Below are 14,607 nucleotides of genomic sequence, written 5' to 3'. Positions count from 1 at the left end.
CGACAGTGGAGACTAGGCGCGAAGGGACGCTCAGGTCTTGTACAGAAGCGACAGCGGCTCCGACGGGTCGCTCAGCCGCGTGGCGGTCCGCCCGATGTAGCGCGAGAGCGACCGCGCCAGGTGCGGCTGGTCGAAGTATCCGAGCCGGTCGATCACGTCGGGGATCGGCACCTCCTCCTGGATCAGGACGGCCGCCCGCCTGGCCCGGTCGATCTGCCGGATGGCGCCGCGGGTGAGCCCGGTGGCCGCCACGAACCGCCGCTGGATCGTGCGCTCGGACAGGTCCGGCGACGCGCCGCGGAGCACCTCGGCGACGATCGGGTCGCGCTCCAGCACGCCCTCACGGACCATCCGCCGTACGAACGACTCCGCGTTGTCGTAACCGGGGAGATGCCAGGCGGACCCCTTCAGCCAGAACGACCTGCGCGTCACCTCGGGGATCTCCACGTCGAGGTCGACGAGCCGGTGGAAGGGCAGGTGCGGCATCAACGTGCCGGCGGAGAAGACGATCCCGAAGAACGTGGCGTCCTCGGGCACCGGAGCCCGGCTCGCCCGCGTCTCCGGCCCCCGGACCGAGACGCTGACCCGGCCGCGTTCCTCCCAGAGGACCAGCTCCCCATGGGCCGTGGCCACCGACGTCATCCGTTCGAGCCCGTCGCCGCTGCTGCTGCGCCACACCCGCTCGATGTACGGCGAATCGGACGGCCGGCTCTCGACCTCCAGACCCATCCGCGTCGACCTCCTCCCTGGGCAGCCGCTTCCACAGTACGACGTCACGGATCCCGCGCAGCCGCACACCGTGGTCGCCGCCTGGTCGAGGAGTACGGTGTGCGGGGCTTCACGTTCCACCCCAGCGTCCCCGTTCACTCGTCCTCGCCGCCGACCCGGCGGAACGCGCCCGGCAGGCCGCGCGGGGCGCGGCGCGGCAGCGGCCCCGCGCCGGGGTCCTCGCGCAGCTCCTTCACCAGCGCCAGGCAGAGCAGGAGCATGACGATCATGAACGGCAACGCGACCACGATCGTCGCCTGCTGCAGCGCCGTCAGGCCGCCGGCCAGCAGCAGCGCCAGCGCGACCACCCCGACCAGCACGCCCCACATCACCACCAGGAGCCGGGAGGGATCGAGCGAGCCCCGGGAGGAGAGCGACCCGAGCACCAGAGAGGCCGAGTCCGCGCTGGTGACGAAGTAGAGCCCGACGAGCACCACCGCGAGCACGGTGGAGAGCAGGGCGAACGGCAGCTGGTCGAGCAGGGCGAACAACGCCGCCTCGGCGCCTTGCGCGATCTCCGCCGTGAAGTCCGCCGTACCCGACAGTTGCATCCAGACGGCGCTGCCGCCGCTGATCGAGAACCACAGCAGGCTGGCGCCGGACGGGACGAGCAGCACGCCGATGACGAACTCGCGGATGGTGCGGCCCCGGGAGATCCGGGCGATGAAGGCGCCCACGAACGGCGCCCACGACATCCACCACGCCCAGTAGAAGAGGGTCCACATGCCGAGCCAGGCCTTGTCGACGAACACGCCCGTACGGGACGACATCGCGAGCAGGTCGTTCAGGTAGCCGCCGAGCGAGGCGGGGATCAGGTTGAGTATCGCCACGGTCGGGCCGAACAGGAAGATGAACACCGCCAGCGCGGCCACCAGGTAGACGTTGACCGTGCTGAGCACGCGCACGCCGCGGTGCACCCCGGTGAACGCCGAGAGGACGAACGCGCCCGTCAGCACGACGATGACGGCCACCTCCAGCCGCCGCCCGCTGATCCCGAGCAGCTCGTTCAGGCCGTACTCCACCTGGAGCGCCCCCAGGCCCAGGCTGGTCGCGGTGCCGAAGGCCGTGGCCAGGATCGCCAGCAGATCCAGCGCCCGCCCCACCATCGGCCTGGACCGTCCGCCGAACAGCGGGGTGAACGCCTCGCTGAACCGGTTGCCCCGCCCCATGCGGAAGGTGGAGTAGGCCAGCGCCATGCCGGTGACGGCGTAGATGGCCCACGGGTGCAGGGCCCAGTGGAACAGGGAGTACTCCATCGCCGTCCGCGCGGCCAGGGGCGAGCCCGCCTCGATGCCCAGGCCGTGCGGCGGGCTGAGCATGTGCGTGATCGGCTCGGCGACGCCGTAGAACATCAGCCCGATGCCCATCCCGGAGCTGAACATCATCGCCGTCCAGGCCAGGTTGCTGAACTCCGGGACGTCGTCATCCTTGCCGAGCCGGATCCGCCCGTACCGGCTGAGCGCGAGCACCACGGCCAGGATCAGGAAGAAGTCGGCGGCCACCACGAACAACCAGCCGAAGTTGCCCACCACCCAGCCGAGCGCGGCGTCCCCGGCCACGGTGAGGGACTCGGTGAAGACCGCCCCCCACAGGACCACCGCCAGCAGCAACCCGACGGCGACGGCCAGCAGCGGGAGATCGGGCCTCTGCCGGCGCATCATGCCTCCAGAATCACTACTCTCGGTGAGATCAGTAATCCCCTCCGTCAATACCCCTAACCCCGCTCCACCCCCGCCCGGAGATCCCGCCTATCCTGCACGCGTGCTGATCACAGACGAGGAAGTGGCCGTCAAGGCGGCGCAGGCGGGAGCGGCCGTCGTGGCGGCCCGATACGGCGCGCCGCTGACGCGCTTCCCGAAATCCGGGGGCGACTTCGCCACGTCCGCCGACCTCGAAGCGGAGCAGGCCATCCTGGACGTCATCCGTACGGCTCGGCCGGACGATTCCGTCACCGGTGAGGAAAGCGGCCGCACGGGTTCAGGAGCCGCGGAGCGCATGTGGCTGGTCGACCCCCTGTGCGGCACGCTGAACTACGCCGCGCGGAACATGCTGGTGGCGGTGAACGTCGCCCTGCGGGTGGGCCCGGACATCACGGTGGCGGCCTCGGCCGATCCGTTCGCCGGCGAAGTCTTCTGGACGGACGGCGCTCACGCGTACCTCCGCCACGACGGCGCGGACGAGCGGCTCACACCGTCGCCCGACACGGGCCTGGTCGACGTCAACCTCGACCCGCCGTTCCCGAACGACCCGGCCTTCCGGGCTGTGCGACTGCTCGCCGAGCCCGCGTTCGCCGAGCGGTTCCGCCCCCGCGTCGTCTCCACGACCCTCGCCGTGGCCTGGGTCGCCGCCAGCCGGCGAGCCGCATACGTCACCGACGGCCATCTCCAGGACAGCGTCCACTTCGCCGCCGGGATCGCGCTGTGCCGGGCCGCCGGATGCGTGGTGACCGACCTGCACGGCCGGCCGCCCCACACCGGCGCCGGCGGCCTGGTCGCGGCCGCCGACGAAGAGACGCACGCCGCCTTGCTGGAACTGATCGCCTCCCAGTTCCCACCGCCTACGGCCGGCACCGGACCATGAAGACGTCCATGGCTACGAAGAGGAGAGTCCTGTGGCGACCAGATGGAGTCTGACGATCGACTGCGCGCAGCCGGCGAAGCTGGCGAGGTTCTGGGCCCTCGCCTTGGGATATGTCGAGAAGCCGCCCCCGGCGGGCTTCGGCAGCTGGGAAGAGTGGTTCGCGCATCACGACGTCCCGGAGGAGGAGTGGGATGAGGGCGCCTATCTGTCCGATCCCGACGGGGTAGGTCCTGACTTGTCCTTCCTGCAGGTGCCGGAGTCGAAGGCGGTCAAGAACCGGCTTCACCTCGACGTACAGGTCGGCGGAGGCCGCGGCGCGCCCTGGGAGGTGCGGTGGCCGCGTGTGGTCGAGGCGGTCGAGCGGTTGACCGCCGCGGGCGCGACGGTGATCCGCCAGGACGACCTGCGGGAAAGACCGGATCACGTGGTGATGGCCGACCCTGAGGGAAACGAGTTCTGCCTGGTTTGACGCGAGGGCGGAGTAGCGTGGCCCGCCATGACCGACTTCGTCTCCCTGCCCTTCTATGACCTGTTCCACGAGAACGAGCACGGGATCGAGGTCCGCCGGAAACTGCCTCCGCTTCTCTCCGGCGTACGGCGGAGCATCCTGGAGATCGGTGCCGGAACCGGGCTGATCACCACGTCGCTGGCCGACTCGACACTGGCCGAGATCTTCGCGCTGGAGCCCTCGGCCGGCATGCGCGGGATGTTGCTGTCGCGGCTGAACGCGCGCCCGGAACTGCTGGAACGCGTGACCGTGCTCTCCTGTGACGCGCTGAGCCTGGACCTGGACGAACCGGTCGAGGCCATGGTGATGATCAGAGTGATGTACGCCCTGGAACCGGACTATCGCCGGCGACTCTGGCCCGTGCTGGCGGCACATCTGGAGCCGGGTGGCCTGCTGGTCTTCACCTGGCGCGACGGCGGCCCTCCGGCCCCGTCTCCCCTCCGGGAGCTGGAGTCACGCCAGGTGGGCCGGCACACCTACACGGTCCTGTCAGAGATCATCGAGTCGAGCGGGGAAGCCTGCAAGGCCCGTTACCTCTATCGGGTCACCGAGGGCGACAAGGTGCTCAGCGAGGAGGAAATCGTCGGCAACGCCTACCGTCCTGGGCGGGAGGTGATCCAGGAAGAGCTGGTCACGGCCGGTTTCGCCCAGGCCGACGCGCCTGAAGGGCTCCTCGCCTGGCGGCTCGGCTGAGTCCGCCGCACGAGGCCTCAGAGCTTGTAGAGCTTGTTGAACGGTGTAGTGATCCGCTCCTGGCGCGATCCGAAATCGACGAACACGGCGATCTCGTCTTCCACGGCGATGACGACGCCGAGACCGTACCGATCGTGGGTCACTCGGTCGTCCACGCTGAACCGCTCGACAGGCGGGGCGGGAGGCCGGGGCTTGAAGGGACTTGTGGGCAGGTGGCGATGGGACGCACCGCTGGCTGGCTTCATCCCCTCCAGTATGTGCCGCCCGTGAGAACGCTCGCCACCGGGGGACTGAAATCGTCCAAAATGATCAAGATCTTCCCGGCGCTCGATACGCTGATCGTCATGAGCACAGGTGGGGCGTCGCTGCGACTGGAGGACGTGACGTCGGCGCTGGAGACGGCGCTCACCGCCCTGGGAGCCGGCCCGGCGTACCGCGTGGGCGGCACGAGCGCCGCTCTGCTGCAAGGTGTCCGGCTTGCTGCCGGGGACGTCGACCTGCTGGTGGCGGATGGAGTGCATCGGCCGCGGCCCGTGGCAGCACTACGTCCTGGTCCCCTGTGGTCCGCATCGCGTTCCCGTGGTGCGCCTCGAACCGCGGCTGGCCACCGAGCTCCTGCGTGACCGGCCCGACCGGTACGAACCCCTCATCGACCACCTGGCGCAGCGGGGGTTCGACCCGGACCTCCTGGAGCGGGCCATGACGGCTCGCGGGCTGTCTCCGGAACGACGGCGCCTGGTCAGCGACCGCCTCGCCCGTTGACAGCCGTCAGGGACGGTTGACGCGGGGTAGTGCCCGGGCTACCCGGAAGGCTCGCCCTTCCGCCAATGTGCGACGAGGGCGCCACCGGTTGGATCGACGGCATGACAACCGTCTCGTTCGCGTTCCCCGGTCGCTGGGTCGAGGGAGCAGGGCTTCTCCTCGGGCCGCTTCTGATGCTCGCCGGCGTCCTCCTCCGCGTGGACGCGGACGGCTTCTTCCCCGCGCAGCTCGCCGCCTTCGCCACGAGCCCGGGCCGGATCAGCCTGTCGTACAGCGCCTTCGTCGCCGGGAACGTCCTGCTGTGGCCCGCGGTCATCGCCCTGGTCCGGCGGGTGTGGGTGACGCAGCCGCGATGGGCGCTGTGGGGCGGCGTGCTGGTCCTGTTCGGCCTGTTCGCCCGGACCTTTCACGCCGGCGTCGACCATCTCGCCTTCCAGCTCGTCGACGTCCAGGGCCTGCGGACGGCTCAGCAGGCCGTCGCCGCCTCCTACAGCGCCTTCCACGTGTTCCACGCCCTGTCCTTCGCGATCTTCTTCGGCTGGATCGTGCTGGCCGTGGGGACGTGGCGGGCGCGCGTGCTGGGGATCACCGGATCCGTGGCCCTGGCATCGATGAGCGCCCTGCCGATCGGCGTGCTCAAAGGCACCGGACCGATGTCCGTCGTCGCCGCTGCCGGCCTGTGCGTGGCGCTCGTGCCGCTGGGGGTGCGTGTGCTCAAGGACGGCCCGGCTCCGCGATGGTGGGCCTATCCTCTGGCCCTCGCCATGGGCACCGCGGCGGTGCTCGTGGGCATGGCCGGTTGAGCGGGGCGGCTACCGCCCGGCCACCGACACGCTCTCCACGCGGCTCGGGCGAAGGCCCCGCGCCAGCCCGACCAGCCCGGCGGCCATCAGCGCGCTCACCACGAGTTTGGGCGCCAGGCCGCTGGAGACGGCCTCGAGCACCATGCCGGCGGTGAGGACGAGCGGCACCCACAGGGACACGAGGCGGGCTCGCCACGCGCCGAAGGCCAGGATCAGGAGCCCGATCAGCCAGCCCAGGATCCAGACCAGGAACGACGCCACCACCAGCGGGTCGTTGTCGAGGGCGTCGACCACCGGCCGGGCCGCGTCCGCCGTCACTCCCCCTCCGGCGAGGGCCCCGAAGAAGGCGTTGTAGTACCAGAGGTGGACCGCCGAGAAGTAGAGAGCGGGAACGACGAAGGCCCCGCCGATGGTGGCGACCAGGCGCTTGCGGCGGCCGACCGCCACGATCAGACCCGCCATCGCGGGCAGGAGCAGCAGGTGCGCCAGCGCGAAGAGGATCGTCTCCACCCGCCAGGCGCCGAGGGCGGACGCGGCCACGTCCGCGTTCGCCGCGGTCTCGGACACCTCGTCCGGGAACATCGCCCAGTAGAAGGCGCCGGCCGCGCTGTAGAGAACACCGCCGCCCGCCATCGCGACCGCCGCGAAACGCGAGCCGTACGGTCTGGTGGTCTGGTCATCCATCGACATCTCCTGTCATGATCCGGCCGACGACGCAGAGGCTAGGAGCGCCGTACCGCCCAGGTCGTCGGCCGGGACGTTGAACCACGGGTTGATTCCGCGGGACGCCGATCAACCCGTGGGTTGATGCCAGGCGGCGGGCGGTTCGCATACGCTCCCTGCCATGGGATGGCTCCGGGGCATGGGGCGGCGTGACCTCGTGACTGTCGCCGCGGGTCTCGCGCTGTTCGGGTTCGGCCTGGCCGAGCTCTACGTGCCGCTCGCCCCGTACGTCGAGGGCGACGGTCCCAGCCCCACCGAGTTGTCCGGCGGCTGGATGGCCGTGCTGACCGTGCTGCTCGCCGGCTACTGCCTCGCGGTCGCCGCCTGCGGCACCTACCCACGGGCCGCGGTGGTCCTGGCCGGGGCCTGCTTCGTCGCGCAGAGCCTCACGCCGCTCCTTCCCGAATCGCCGGTCACGCCGCTCGCGGCGTTGGTCGTCGTCTGCTTCGCGTGCGTCGCGGTGGGCGGCCGCTACGGGCCGGTGATCGCCGCCGTCTCCTACTTCCTCGCGGCCGGGATCGAGACCACGATCGCGGACGACCCCGACTGGGCCTTCATCGTCTTCGTCGCGCTCGCCGTCATGGGACCGGCCTACGCCGTACGCATGCGGCGTGCCGAGGCCGAACGCCTGGTCGCGCTCGCCGCCGAACGGGAGGCCGCCGCCCGCACCGACGAGCGGCTCCGGGTGGCCCGCGAGCTGCACGACATCGTCTCGCACGGCGTCGCCGTGATGGTGCTGCAGGCGGGAGCCGCCCAGGCCGTGCTCGACTCCGACGTCCGGCAGGCCCATGAGTCGCTGGACGCGGTGCAGGACGTCGGTCGTGACGTCGTCACCGAGTTGCGCCGCCTGCTCGTCGTCCTCCGGGCTGAGGGGAGTCTGGAGCGGCTGCCCTCGTTACGGCACCTCGATCCGCTCCTGAGCGGAGTCCGGGCCGCCGGCGTGCGGGTCGACGTCACCGCCGACGGCGACCTCGGCAGGGTTCCCGCGGCCGTCGACGTCAGCGGCTACCGGGTGCTGCAGGAGGCCCTCACCAACGTGGTCAAACACGCCCCGGGGGCCGCGGTCTCCGTCGCGATCGAGGTCGGACACACCGACCTGAGGATCCACGTCGTCGACGACGGCCCCCGGATCGTCCGCCGGAGCGACGGCAGCGGCCTCGGGGTGACGGGGATCAGCGAGCGTGTCGAGCTCTTCGGAGGCACGGCCACCACCGGTCCGGGGAAGGGCGGCGGGTTCGAGGTGCGGGTGGAGCTGCCCTTGAGCGGAAGCTCCACGCCGTCGCGTACGGGAGCGTCGGTGTGACGCGCGTCCTCATCGCGGACGACGAGGTGCTCGTACGCACCGGCCTGCGGATGATCCTCGGCACCCAGCCCGGCATCGAGGTGGTCGCGGAGGCCGCGAACGGCGAGGAGGCGCTGAGGCTGACCGACCGGCACGAGCCGGACGTCGTGCTGATGGACATCCACATGCCGAGGCTCGACGGCGTGGCCGCGACGGAGCGGATCCTCGCGGACCGCCCCGACCGCCGCGTCGTCATGCTGACCACGTTCGACCTCGACGAGTACGTCTACCGGTCGTTACGCGCAGGCGCCTGCGGTTTCCTGCTCAAGACCACTCCGCCGAAGGAGCTGGCGGGCGCGCTGCACGCCGTCGTCCGTGGAGACACGCTGCTCTCACCCGAGATCACCCGCCGTCTGATCGACCACTACACCTCCTTGGCGCCACCGGTCAGCGCTCCTGGCCTGACCGACCTGACCGCCCGGGAGGCCGAGGTGCTGCGGTTGCTGGCTCGGGGGCTCTCCAACCGGGAGATCTCCGGTGAGCTGCATCTCGGCGAGGCGACCGTGAAGACGCACATCAACCGCATCTTCGCCAAACTCGGCGTGCGGGACCGCGTGCAGGCGGTGGTGCTCGCGTACGAGGTCGGCGTGGTGCTGCCCCGGCGCGCGGCGCGCGAGTGGTGAGGCGCCGTCAGGCGCGCTTGCGTGCTGTGAGGAGGAGATACTCCCATTCCATCACCGCTTTCTCCTCGCCGCGCAGATGGTCGCGGGCCAGCTCGGTGAGAGCGTGGTCCAGGGCGGCGACCCGTTCGGGGTCCCCGGCCATCCCCCGGTAGGCGGCGATGGTGGGGCCGTAGTTGGCCTTGAAGTAGTCGAGGAACGCGCCGGGGTGGGCGAACCGGTCGACCGTGACCATCTGCCGGCGCGCGACGACCTCGGTGACCGCGTCCCCGAGCAGCGCACGGACGTGGTCCTCGTCGCCCCACAGCGGAGGGGGTTGCGCGCCGGGCGGAGGCGGGGCCACGAACGGTTTCATCGTCGCGAACATCTGGCCGATGAACCCCTCCGGCGTCCAGTTGAGCAGGCCGATCGTGCCGCCCGGGCGGCAGACCCGGACCAGCTCGTCGGCACTGGCCTGGTGGTGGGGAGCGAACATGACCCCGACACAGGACACGACCGTGTCGAACTCGCCGTCCGCGAACGGCAGCGCCTCCGCGTCGGCCTGCCGCCACTCGACCTCCGCGCCGCGCCGCGCCGCCTGGGCCTGTCCGGCCTCCAGCAGTTCGGGGGTCAGGTCGCCGGCCACCACGCTCGCCCCGGCCAGCGCGGCGGGAATGGCGGCGTTGCCGGACCCGGCGGCCACGTCCAGCACCCGGTCCCCGGGCCCCACCCCGCAGGCCTTGGTCAGGATCGCGCCCAGGTCGGGGATGACCTCGGCGGCGACCGCGGCATAGTCGCCCTGCGCCCACATGGCGCGGTGCTTGGCCTTCAGGGCACGGTCGGCCTCTGTCGGGTCGCTCGGGACGGTCATCGCACTGCTCCCTCGTCGTGATCGGTGGACTGGAATCGACGGTAAGGAGGGGCGGATGCGCTATCTAGTACACGATCTGTACCGGCATCCGGCTGCCACTGGCATTCGTGGCGGCCGAATCTAGACTCCGGGACATGGGCTCCTCCTACCACCAGTTCTGTCCCGTGGCCAAGGCCGTCGAACTGCTCGACGAACGCTGGACCCTGCTCGTCATCCGGGAGCTGGTGTGCGGGACCGAGCGTTTCAACGAGCTGCGCCGCGGACTGCCGCGCATGTCCCCCACGCTGCTGTCCCGGCGGCTGCACCAGCTCACCCAGGCAGGCATCGTGGAGAGGCACGTCAAGGACAACGACGTGCGATACGTCCTGACCCAGGCCGGCCACGAGCTGCGCCCCGTGGTCGAGGCACTCGCCGCCTGGGGCATCCGCTGGATCGGAGAGCTGGGCGACGAGGACCTGGACCCGAAGCTGCTGCTGTGGGACATGCACCGCAACGTCGACCGAACCGCCGTTCCGGACGGGCGGACGGTCATCGAGTTCCGGTTCCCGGACGTGCCGTCCAACAGTCGCCGCTGGTGGCTCGTGATCACCAGTGACGAGGTCGACGTCTGCGACACGGACCCCGGCCACGCCGTGACGGTGACGGTGACCGCCGGTGTGCGCAGCATGGTCGAGGTCTGGCGCGGCAACCTGAGCTGGCCGGACGCCCTGCGCCTCCAGGCGGTCGAGGTGCAGGGTCCCGAGGCGCTACGCCGCGCCGTGCCCCGGTGGTTCACCCTCCCCGAGTGGGCCTCCGTGCCCCGTCCTGCCTAGCACCGGTGTCGCGTGGAACTCATCTTCGCCCCTGCAGCAGTTCCAGACGACGCTTGTACTCGTCGACGTCGACCTCTCCTCGGGCGAGCCGCTCGGCGAGCACATCCTCGGGCCGCAGCGATCCCTGCCGGTTCCACGGCATCCCCGTGTTCCGGGAGCCGCCGATGTAGCGGACCAGCGCCACAATCGCAGTGATGATCAGCGCCCAGATCAAGATCATGGTAATGCCCCCGACCAACCAGGAGCCGGCCCCGTAATCCCACATCATGTCCCCCGACCCTCCTCCCAGGAGGTTCCTCCCTTTCAACATGCCACGACGGCGAGGCTGATCGGTAGGGCCGTCGGCAGCACCCCTGCAGAAAAATCCAGTGGACTCCAAATATAGAGTCAGCTTAAAATTTCCCCACTCGCCGAGGAGACCAGCGCGTCTCCCACCACCCCGCGTGGTGGCCTGGCAGATCGGCGCCCTGCACTCACTCGTGTACACGGAGATCGGCAGGCGGACGGCCATCGGGGAGGAGCCCGACAGCATCGCCGCGGCCGTCCTCGGCATCCTCGAAGCGGCCGAGGAACTGCTCGGCGGCCACATCCTTACCTACGCCGTCAGAAAGGACCCACAGTGTTCAGAGTGATCATCTCCGGCAAGTTCGGCGATCTCGACGAGAACGGCCGCGCGGCCGTACTCGCCGCGTCCGAGGTGGGCTTCACCGAGCGGGGCGCCTTCACCCACGACGGCACCCTGTCCACTTTCACCTTCCGCTGCCAGGTGCCGGCCGGGCCGGACGACGGCGAGCAGGACGCCACCCGGCGGGCCCTCGCGGCGCTCGACGCCTACGGTCAGGCGTACGACGTCCTGCGTGTCGCGGTGACCGACATGCGCGACATCAAGCTGCGCCGACGTCCCGGACGATGACCACTCGGCTTCCTGCTCACCAGCTGGTCGTACATGCACGCTGGTGGCAGAGTGTGTGGACCACGCGGCGGCGCGCCGGTGGTCGGTGCGGCGGACTGGTGCGGCGCGGCAGGTGTGCGGCGATGCCCCGCGCGACGTCTCAGGTAACCACGGCCAGGAGCCTTGTCAGGAGATCCCGGTGGTGGAGAGATGCCTCAGGCAGGCATGTCGATGGTCAGTCCGGCTGCCTGGGCAGCATCGGCCAGTCGTTTGTCGTACGTGACGAATGAAGTGAGCTGGGAGCGGATGCGGAGAGCGGTCGCCAGGTGGATAGCGTCCAGGCTCCGTACGGTCACCGGTCTCACAGTTTGGGCCAGGATGCGAATGCCGGCGTCCAGTTCCACCAACTCGATCAGGTCGAGGACCAGGTGAAGTCGGGCGATGGCTTCTGGAGCGTAGCGTGCTAGCACCCGTGATGACTCGATCTCCAGCAGAACCGAACTCGTCCATCCAGTCTCCGCCCGTTCGTCGAGCCAGTCGCGCAATGCCTGCGACTCGGCCTCGGCGTGGACGAGTTTCACGACGGCGGCCGAGTCGAGATAGATCATCCGCGTTCATCCGCGCGGCTGTGGGCGATCTCCGCGGCGATGTCGATGCCGTCCGGTTCGCCGAGCGGCATACGCAGGACAGCGCGACGCATGGCGGCAGCGCGCTCCTTACGGAGGGCGGCTTCCAGCACAGCTTGACGGATAGCCGCCGAGCGCGAGCTGCCGTCATGGGTGAGGACATCCAGTGCGTGCTCGGTCTCCGAGTCGCTGCGGATGGTGATGGTCTCAGCCATGTCACCACAGTAAGACATCTTGTCTTACGGCGGCAAGCCCCGGCCTGTCTTCCCTCCACAGCGCACGCACGTCGCCTGGTACCCATGGCCCTGGCCTGCTCGGCTTGTCCCAGGTCGATGGCACGCGAGATGATCAGGCTTCCACCTCCAGCCCCCTGCCGTAGCTCATGTCCGGCGCGGCGATCGCCCCGGAGCCGGAGCGCCCCCGCCGGAGGCAAGAGTGACCGACGGCACTTCGCACTCGAAAGCGCTTCATGGTCCACTCGGGGGATGTCGGCGATCGTCACATCTATCATCGCGGTCACAGGGACCCTCTTAGGTTCACTGATGACTTACCTACTCCAGCGGCGTTCCATCGAAAGATCGGAGCGGTTCGCTCGAACCGAGCGGCTTCGGGGTGAGCAGATCAAGATCTACAGCGACTTCGCGCGTATGGTTCTGGACTTCCGGAGAGCTCAACGGAGGGCCTGGGCCGAGCGAGCCAAGGACAAGAACAGCGAAGCCTTTCGTACGGCGGAGGATGAGGTCCTGCGCGCACGCGCGGCGGGGTGGACGGCTCTGTATCAGGTAGAGCTGATCACAGAGGATGTCGAGATCAGACGACTCGCGAACCGTGCCATGGAGTTGGCCGGGAGCATGAACAAGGCCGAATCCACGGATGCGGTGAAGGCCTTGACTCCGGAGGTCCGTGCGGCGGTGGAGAACTTCGTCCGTACAGCGGGCGTCATAGTGCGGAAGGTGTGAATACGTGGCTCGCGCGCGTGCGCTCACGAGAGTCTGACAGAGAGGGAACCGAGGCCCAGACCGGTATTCGCCACGGTCCGTAGGAAATGTCGACGTACTCCTTCATGACCGCATTCGTCGCCTGGTCCAGCCCGATGACCTCGGTGAGCTGAAAGGCGGTCTGGTCGGCGCCCCCGAAGTACAGGCGGGAGAAAAGCCCGGCGACCACCAGGGCGGCGCTCCAGAAGGCGAGGCCGCCACCGACCCGCTGAGCCAGAGCGACGAAAGCGGGGAAGAGCAGCACCGCCCCCAGCGCGAAGAGCGCATAAGCGAGGGTGAGGAGGGCGGGTTCGGAGGTGTATGCAAGAAGTTGGCCGTAGGCGGCGAACGGCTGTGCCTCAGCCCATGTCTGCTGCTGAGGGGTGAGGGCGGTGACTGTGCTCAGGTAGCGGAGCAGATATCCGGCGCACATGATCACCGGACCCAGGATGAGTGTCACACCGCCGATCCACCGTCCGGGAAAGAGCGTTTTCACGGGAGCGAGCCTGTCAAAGGTGGGCGGGGCGATCACTCTGTCGATCGTGAATCAACATCCCTGACGAAAGTCAGGTCGTACATGCACGCTGCTGGCCGAGTGCGTGGGCTCGCTGTTCGAATTGCTATAGAAGAAGGCGGGCAGGCGAACCGTCGGCCTTCCCGAGAGCCGAGCGTCATGAGCGCAACCAGCGCCCGTCCCTGTACTCGGCGGGGATCTCGTCCGACCACGGGTCGATCCCGCGTTGCTCCAACTCCTCCAACCAGCGATCCCGCTGGGAAGCGGGTAGGCGGCTTCCACACCAGGGGCAGAAGGTGATGCCAATGGCCGAGGTTCCGCCGTCGTGGATGATCAGGCCGTACTCATCGAACCTGGCGTCTAACGTCACCAGGGCGTCCGGACACTCGAACGGATCTTCATGACGGTCACAGCGCCACGCCACCTGGTGGGCCATCGCATCACAGCAGTACTCGCTCATGCGGATAAGGCTCTCGCAGACGGAGACCAGCACGGAACTCGACCAGACCCGTGAGACGGACTGCCACCAGCAGGCATAACCGTCCACGGTCCCAACACGCGGATCGGCGATCATCCTGGAGCCGGCGTGCCGCCGCCGGACGCGGGATTTCTGGCCAATTACCTACATGAGCTAGAGGACTCTTGTTCGGTCTAGTTCAAAGCCCGTTTCTGCGGCGCTCCTGCTCCCTGTACTCAGCCCGAACAAGGGCCAGCCTGTGCCTTAACGCCTTTTCTTCCTGTTTCGTCAACCTACGCCTGGCCAGTTGTCGGGCTCGGGTCTTGACCTTGGCGATGTCGATTCCACGACCGCCCGCCGGCGGCACCATGGGCTCGTCGTCGGGCTCGCTCCTGATCGACATGTTGCGAGCATGGTCGAGGTCGTACCGTAATTTCGAGATCTCGCACTCCTTGCACGGTCCCATATCGGCGCGACTGCCACATGGTCCCCGCATGAGCCGTGGAGATCACGTGGAGTTAGTGGTCATTTAAACCGATCCAACCGCAATGCCGCAATGGCTTATGGACGGATCCGTCGACCTATGCCCAAGTATCTGACGAAGAGCCTCGGCGCGACCCTGGACGGTCAGGCTCAGCGGGAGCACGCGACCCGCTTCGTCGATGCCCTTCGTTACGAGC

At 69.0% G+C, this 14,607-nt stretch carries 22 protein-coding genes; 11 read left to right on the top strand and 11 right to left on the bottom strand.

The genetic code is table 11. From position 1 onward, the window contains the following. Nucleotides 1–30: 30 nt before the first annotated feature. Together ACZ6YG_RS31315 and ACZ6YG_RS31310 are read right to left on the bottom strand one after the other, a co-directional pair. Nucleotides 31–729 carry a helix-turn-helix domain-containing protein gene (locus ACZ6YG_RS31315; RefSeq protein ID WP_148036616.1) on the bottom strand — a complete coding sequence of 233 codons (699 nt, stop codon included), beginning with the start codon at nt 727–729 and terminating at the stop codon, nt 31–33. A 134-nt stretch (nt 730–863) separates the two neighbouring features. Next, nucleotides 864–2,429: a BCCT family transporter gene (locus tag ACZ6YG_RS31310; protein ID WP_466019991.1), complete on the bottom strand. Its 1,566-nt coding sequence runs from the start codon at nt 2,427–2,429 to the stop codon at nt 864–866. Nucleotides 2,430–2,529: 100 nt separating this feature from the next. Between ACZ6YG_RS31310 and ACZ6YG_RS31305 the strand changes: the two genes are divergently transcribed. From ACZ6YG_RS31305 to ACZ6YG_RS31295, 3 genes are read left to right on the top strand one after another with little or no spacing between them, the layout of a single operon-like run. Beyond that, a complete protein-coding gene (locus tag ACZ6YG_RS31305; protein WP_466019990.1) occupies nt 2,530–3,348 on the top strand; it encodes an inositol monophosphatase family protein in 819 nt (272 codons plus the stop codon). Between the two features lie 31 nt (nt 3,349–3,379). After that, nucleotides 3,380–3,817 carry a VOC family protein gene (locus ACZ6YG_RS31300; protein WP_466019989.1) on the top strand — a complete coding sequence of 146 codons (438 nt, stop codon included), beginning with the start codon at nt 3,380–3,382 and terminating at the stop codon, nt 3,815–3,817. Nucleotides 3,818–3,844: 27 nt separating this feature from the next. Continuing rightward, the gene (locus ACZ6YG_RS31295; protein WP_466019988.1) at nt 3,845–4,549 is read left to right on the top strand and encodes a class I SAM-dependent methyltransferase; all 705 of its coding nucleotides are present in this window, start codon (nt 3,845–3,847) and stop codon (nt 4,547–4,549) included. Between the two features lie 17 nt (nt 4,550–4,566). Here ACZ6YG_RS31295 and ACZ6YG_RS31290 read toward each other — a convergent pair whose 3' ends face one another. Continuing rightward, a complete protein-coding gene (locus ACZ6YG_RS31290) occupies nt 4,567–4,794 on the bottom strand; it encodes a hypothetical protein (RefSeq protein WP_148036611.1) in 228 nt (75 codons plus the stop codon). Between the two features lie 232 nt (nt 4,795–5,026). Between ACZ6YG_RS31290 and ACZ6YG_RS31285 the strand changes: the two genes are divergently transcribed. Further along, the gene (locus tag ACZ6YG_RS31285; protein WP_466019987.1) at nt 5,027–5,311 is read left to right on the top strand and encodes a hypothetical protein; all 285 of its coding nucleotides are present in this window, start codon (nt 5,027–5,029) and stop codon (nt 5,309–5,311) included. Between the two features lie 101 nt (nt 5,312–5,412). After that, entirely contained in the window at nt 5,413–6,114 is a 702-nt protein-coding gene (locus ACZ6YG_RS31280; RefSeq protein ID WP_466019986.1) for a hypothetical protein, read from the top strand. Nucleotides 6,115–6,123: 9 nt separating this feature from the next. On the opposite strand, the gene ACZ6YG_RS31275 is transcribed toward ACZ6YG_RS31280, so the two are convergent. After that, complete coding sequence (locus ACZ6YG_RS31275) at nt 6,124–6,798, bottom strand: hypothetical protein (RefSeq protein ID WP_466019985.1); 675 nt, start codon at nt 6,796–6,798, stop codon at nt 6,124–6,126. Between the two features lie 160 nt (nt 6,799–6,958). Here ACZ6YG_RS31275 and ACZ6YG_RS31270 point away from each other — a divergent pair, with 160 nt between their 5' ends. Together ACZ6YG_RS31270 and ACZ6YG_RS31265 are read left to right on the top strand one after the other, a co-directional pair. Further along, complete coding sequence (locus ACZ6YG_RS31270) at nt 6,959–8,140, top strand: sensor histidine kinase (protein WP_466019984.1); 1,182 nt, start codon at nt 6,959–6,961, stop codon at nt 8,138–8,140. Next, entirely contained in the window at nt 8,137–8,802 is a 666-nt protein-coding gene (locus ACZ6YG_RS31265; protein ID WP_148036607.1) for a response regulator, read from the top strand. Before ACZ6YG_RS31270 ends, ACZ6YG_RS31265 begins: the two co-directional genes overlap by 4 nt. Before the next feature lie 7 nt (nt 8,803–8,809). Here ACZ6YG_RS31265 and ACZ6YG_RS31260 read toward each other — a convergent pair whose 3' ends face one another. After that, nucleotides 8,810–9,649, bottom strand: a complete 840-nt coding sequence (locus tag ACZ6YG_RS31260) for a class I SAM-dependent methyltransferase (RefSeq protein ID WP_148036606.1) — start codon at nt 9,647–9,649, stop codon at nt 8,810–8,812. 134 nt (nt 9,650–9,783) lie between these two features. Here ACZ6YG_RS31260 and ACZ6YG_RS31255 point away from each other — a divergent pair, with 134 nt between their 5' ends. Further along, nucleotides 9,784–10,461 (top strand): winged helix-turn-helix transcriptional regulator, encoded by a 678-nt coding sequence (locus ACZ6YG_RS31255; RefSeq protein ID WP_148036605.1) that lies wholly within the window; start codon nt 9,784–9,786, stop codon nt 10,459–10,461. Nucleotides 10,462–10,480: 19 nt separating this feature from the next. On the opposite strand, the gene ACZ6YG_RS31250 is transcribed toward ACZ6YG_RS31255, so the two are convergent. Further along, complete coding sequence (locus ACZ6YG_RS31250; RefSeq protein ID WP_397199647.1) at nt 10,481–10,681, bottom strand: SHOCT domain-containing protein; 201 nt, start codon at nt 10,679–10,681, stop codon at nt 10,481–10,483. 226 nt (nt 10,682–10,907) lie between these two features. On the opposite strand from ACZ6YG_RS31250, the gene ACZ6YG_RS31245 reads away from it, so the two are divergent. Together ACZ6YG_RS31245 and ACZ6YG_RS31240 are read left to right on the top strand one after the other, a co-directional pair. After that, nucleotides 10,908–11,093, top strand: a complete 186-nt coding sequence (locus ACZ6YG_RS31245) for a hypothetical protein (protein ID WP_466019983.1) — start codon at nt 10,908–10,910, stop codon at nt 11,091–11,093. Next, a complete protein-coding gene (locus tag ACZ6YG_RS31240; RefSeq protein WP_187281602.1) occupies nt 11,081–11,374 on the top strand; it encodes a DUF6204 family protein in 294 nt (97 codons plus the stop codon). Before ACZ6YG_RS31245 ends, ACZ6YG_RS31240 begins: the two co-directional genes overlap by 13 nt. Nucleotides 11,375–11,568: 194 nt before the next feature. Here ACZ6YG_RS31240 and ACZ6YG_RS31235 read toward each other — a convergent pair whose 3' ends face one another. Both ACZ6YG_RS31235 and ACZ6YG_RS31230 read right to left on the bottom strand, forming a co-directional pair. After that, nucleotides 11,569–11,961 (bottom strand): type II toxin-antitoxin system VapC family toxin, encoded by a 393-nt coding sequence (locus ACZ6YG_RS31235; RefSeq protein ID WP_148036603.1) that lies wholly within the window; start codon nt 11,959–11,961, stop codon nt 11,569–11,571. Continuing rightward, entirely contained in the window at nt 11,958–12,194 is a 237-nt protein-coding gene (locus tag ACZ6YG_RS31230) for a hypothetical protein (protein WP_148036602.1), read from the bottom strand. Before ACZ6YG_RS31230 ends, ACZ6YG_RS31235 begins: the two co-directional genes overlap by 4 nt. A 270-nt stretch (nt 12,195–12,464) precedes the next feature. Here ACZ6YG_RS31230 and ACZ6YG_RS31225 point away from each other — a divergent pair, with 270 nt between their 5' ends. Beyond that, nucleotides 12,465–12,938 carry a hypothetical protein gene (locus tag ACZ6YG_RS31225; RefSeq protein ID WP_148036601.1) on the top strand — a complete coding sequence of 158 codons (474 nt, stop codon included), beginning with the start codon at nt 12,465–12,467 and terminating at the stop codon, nt 12,936–12,938. On the opposite strand, the gene ACZ6YG_RS31220 is transcribed toward ACZ6YG_RS31225, so the two are convergent. The 3 genes from ACZ6YG_RS31220 to ACZ6YG_RS31210 all read right to left on the bottom strand — a co-directional run bounded on the left by ACZ6YG_RS31220 (nt 12,919) and on the right by ACZ6YG_RS31210 (nt 14,330). Beyond that, complete coding sequence (locus tag ACZ6YG_RS31220; protein WP_466019982.1) at nt 12,919–13,452, bottom strand: hypothetical protein; 534 nt, start codon at nt 13,450–13,452, stop codon at nt 12,919–12,921. The genes ACZ6YG_RS31225 and ACZ6YG_RS31220 overlap by 20 nt on opposite strands. A gap of 175 nt (nt 13,453–13,627) precedes the next feature. Further along, nucleotides 13,628–13,930 carry a DUF6980 family protein gene (locus tag ACZ6YG_RS31215; RefSeq protein WP_148036599.1) on the bottom strand — a complete coding sequence of 101 codons (303 nt, stop codon included), beginning with the start codon at nt 13,928–13,930 and terminating at the stop codon, nt 13,628–13,630. Between the two features lie 196 nt (nt 13,931–14,126). Further along, complete coding sequence (locus tag ACZ6YG_RS31210) at nt 14,127–14,330, bottom strand: hypothetical protein (protein WP_148036598.1); 204 nt, start codon at nt 14,328–14,330, stop codon at nt 14,127–14,129. Nucleotides 14,331–14,607: the final 277 nt, after the last annotated feature.

The sequence above is a fragment of the Nonomuraea sp. NPDC054003 genome (genome assembly GCF_055585125.1).
Note: the sequence above shows the minus strand (reverse complement) of the source record. Positions and strands in the feature narration are given on the sequence as shown.

Excerpts from the sequence above, each read along its gene's own strand:
- ACZ6YG_RS31275 (WP_466019985.1), bottom strand. The coding sequence starts at position 6,798 with ATGGATGACCAGACCACCAGACCGTACGGCTCGCGTTTCGCGGCGGTC.
- ACZ6YG_RS31215 (WP_148036599.1), bottom strand. The coding sequence starts at position 13,930 with ATGAGCGAGTACTGCTGTGATGCGATGGCCCACCAGGTGGCGTGGCGC.
- ACZ6YG_RS31295 (WP_466019988.1), top strand. The coding sequence starts at position 3,845 with ATGACCGACTTCGTCTCCCTGCCCTTCTATGACCTGTTCCACGAGAAC.
- ACZ6YG_RS31270 (WP_466019984.1), top strand. The coding sequence starts at position 6,959 with ATGGGATGGCTCCGGGGCATGGGGCGGCGTGACCTCGTGACTGTCGCC.
- ACZ6YG_RS31315 (WP_148036616.1), bottom strand. The coding sequence starts at position 729 with ATGGGTCTGGAGGTCGAGAGCCGGCCGTCCGATTCGCCGTACATCGAG.
- ACZ6YG_RS31260 (WP_148036606.1), bottom strand. The coding sequence starts at position 9,649 with ATGACCGTCCCGAGCGACCCGACAGAGGCCGACCGTGCCCTGAAGGCC.
- ACZ6YG_RS31235 (WP_148036603.1), bottom strand. The coding sequence starts at position 11,961 with ATGATCTATCTCGACTCGGCCGCCGTCGTGAAACTCGTCCACGCCGAG.
- ACZ6YG_RS31230 (WP_148036602.1), bottom strand. The coding sequence starts at position 12,194 with ATGGCTGAGACCATCACCATCCGCAGCGACTCGGAGACCGAGCACGCA.
- ACZ6YG_RS31250 (WP_397199647.1), bottom strand. The coding sequence starts at position 10,681 with ATGATCTTGATCTGGGCGCTGATCATCACTGCGATTGTGGCGCTGGTC.
- ACZ6YG_RS31225 (WP_148036601.1), top strand. The coding sequence starts at position 12,465 with ATGTCGGCGATCGTCACATCTATCATCGCGGTCACAGGGACCCTCTTA.
- ACZ6YG_RS31290 (WP_148036611.1), bottom strand. The coding sequence starts at position 4,794 with ATGAAGCCAGCCAGCGGTGCGTCCCATCGCCACCTGCCCACAAGTCCC.
- ACZ6YG_RS31255 (WP_148036605.1), top strand. The coding sequence starts at position 9,784 with ATGGGCTCCTCCTACCACCAGTTCTGTCCCGTGGCCAAGGCCGTCGAA.
- ACZ6YG_RS31310 (WP_466019991.1), bottom strand. The coding sequence starts at position 2,429 with ATGATGCGCCGGCAGAGGCCCGATCTCCCGCTGCTGGCCGTCGCCGTC.
- ACZ6YG_RS31210 (WP_148036598.1), bottom strand. The coding sequence starts at position 14,330 with ATGTCGATCAGGAGCGAGCCCGACGACGAGCCCATGGTGCCGCCGGCG.
- ACZ6YG_RS31280 (WP_466019986.1), top strand. The coding sequence starts at position 5,413 with ATGACAACCGTCTCGTTCGCGTTCCCCGGTCGCTGGGTCGAGGGAGCA.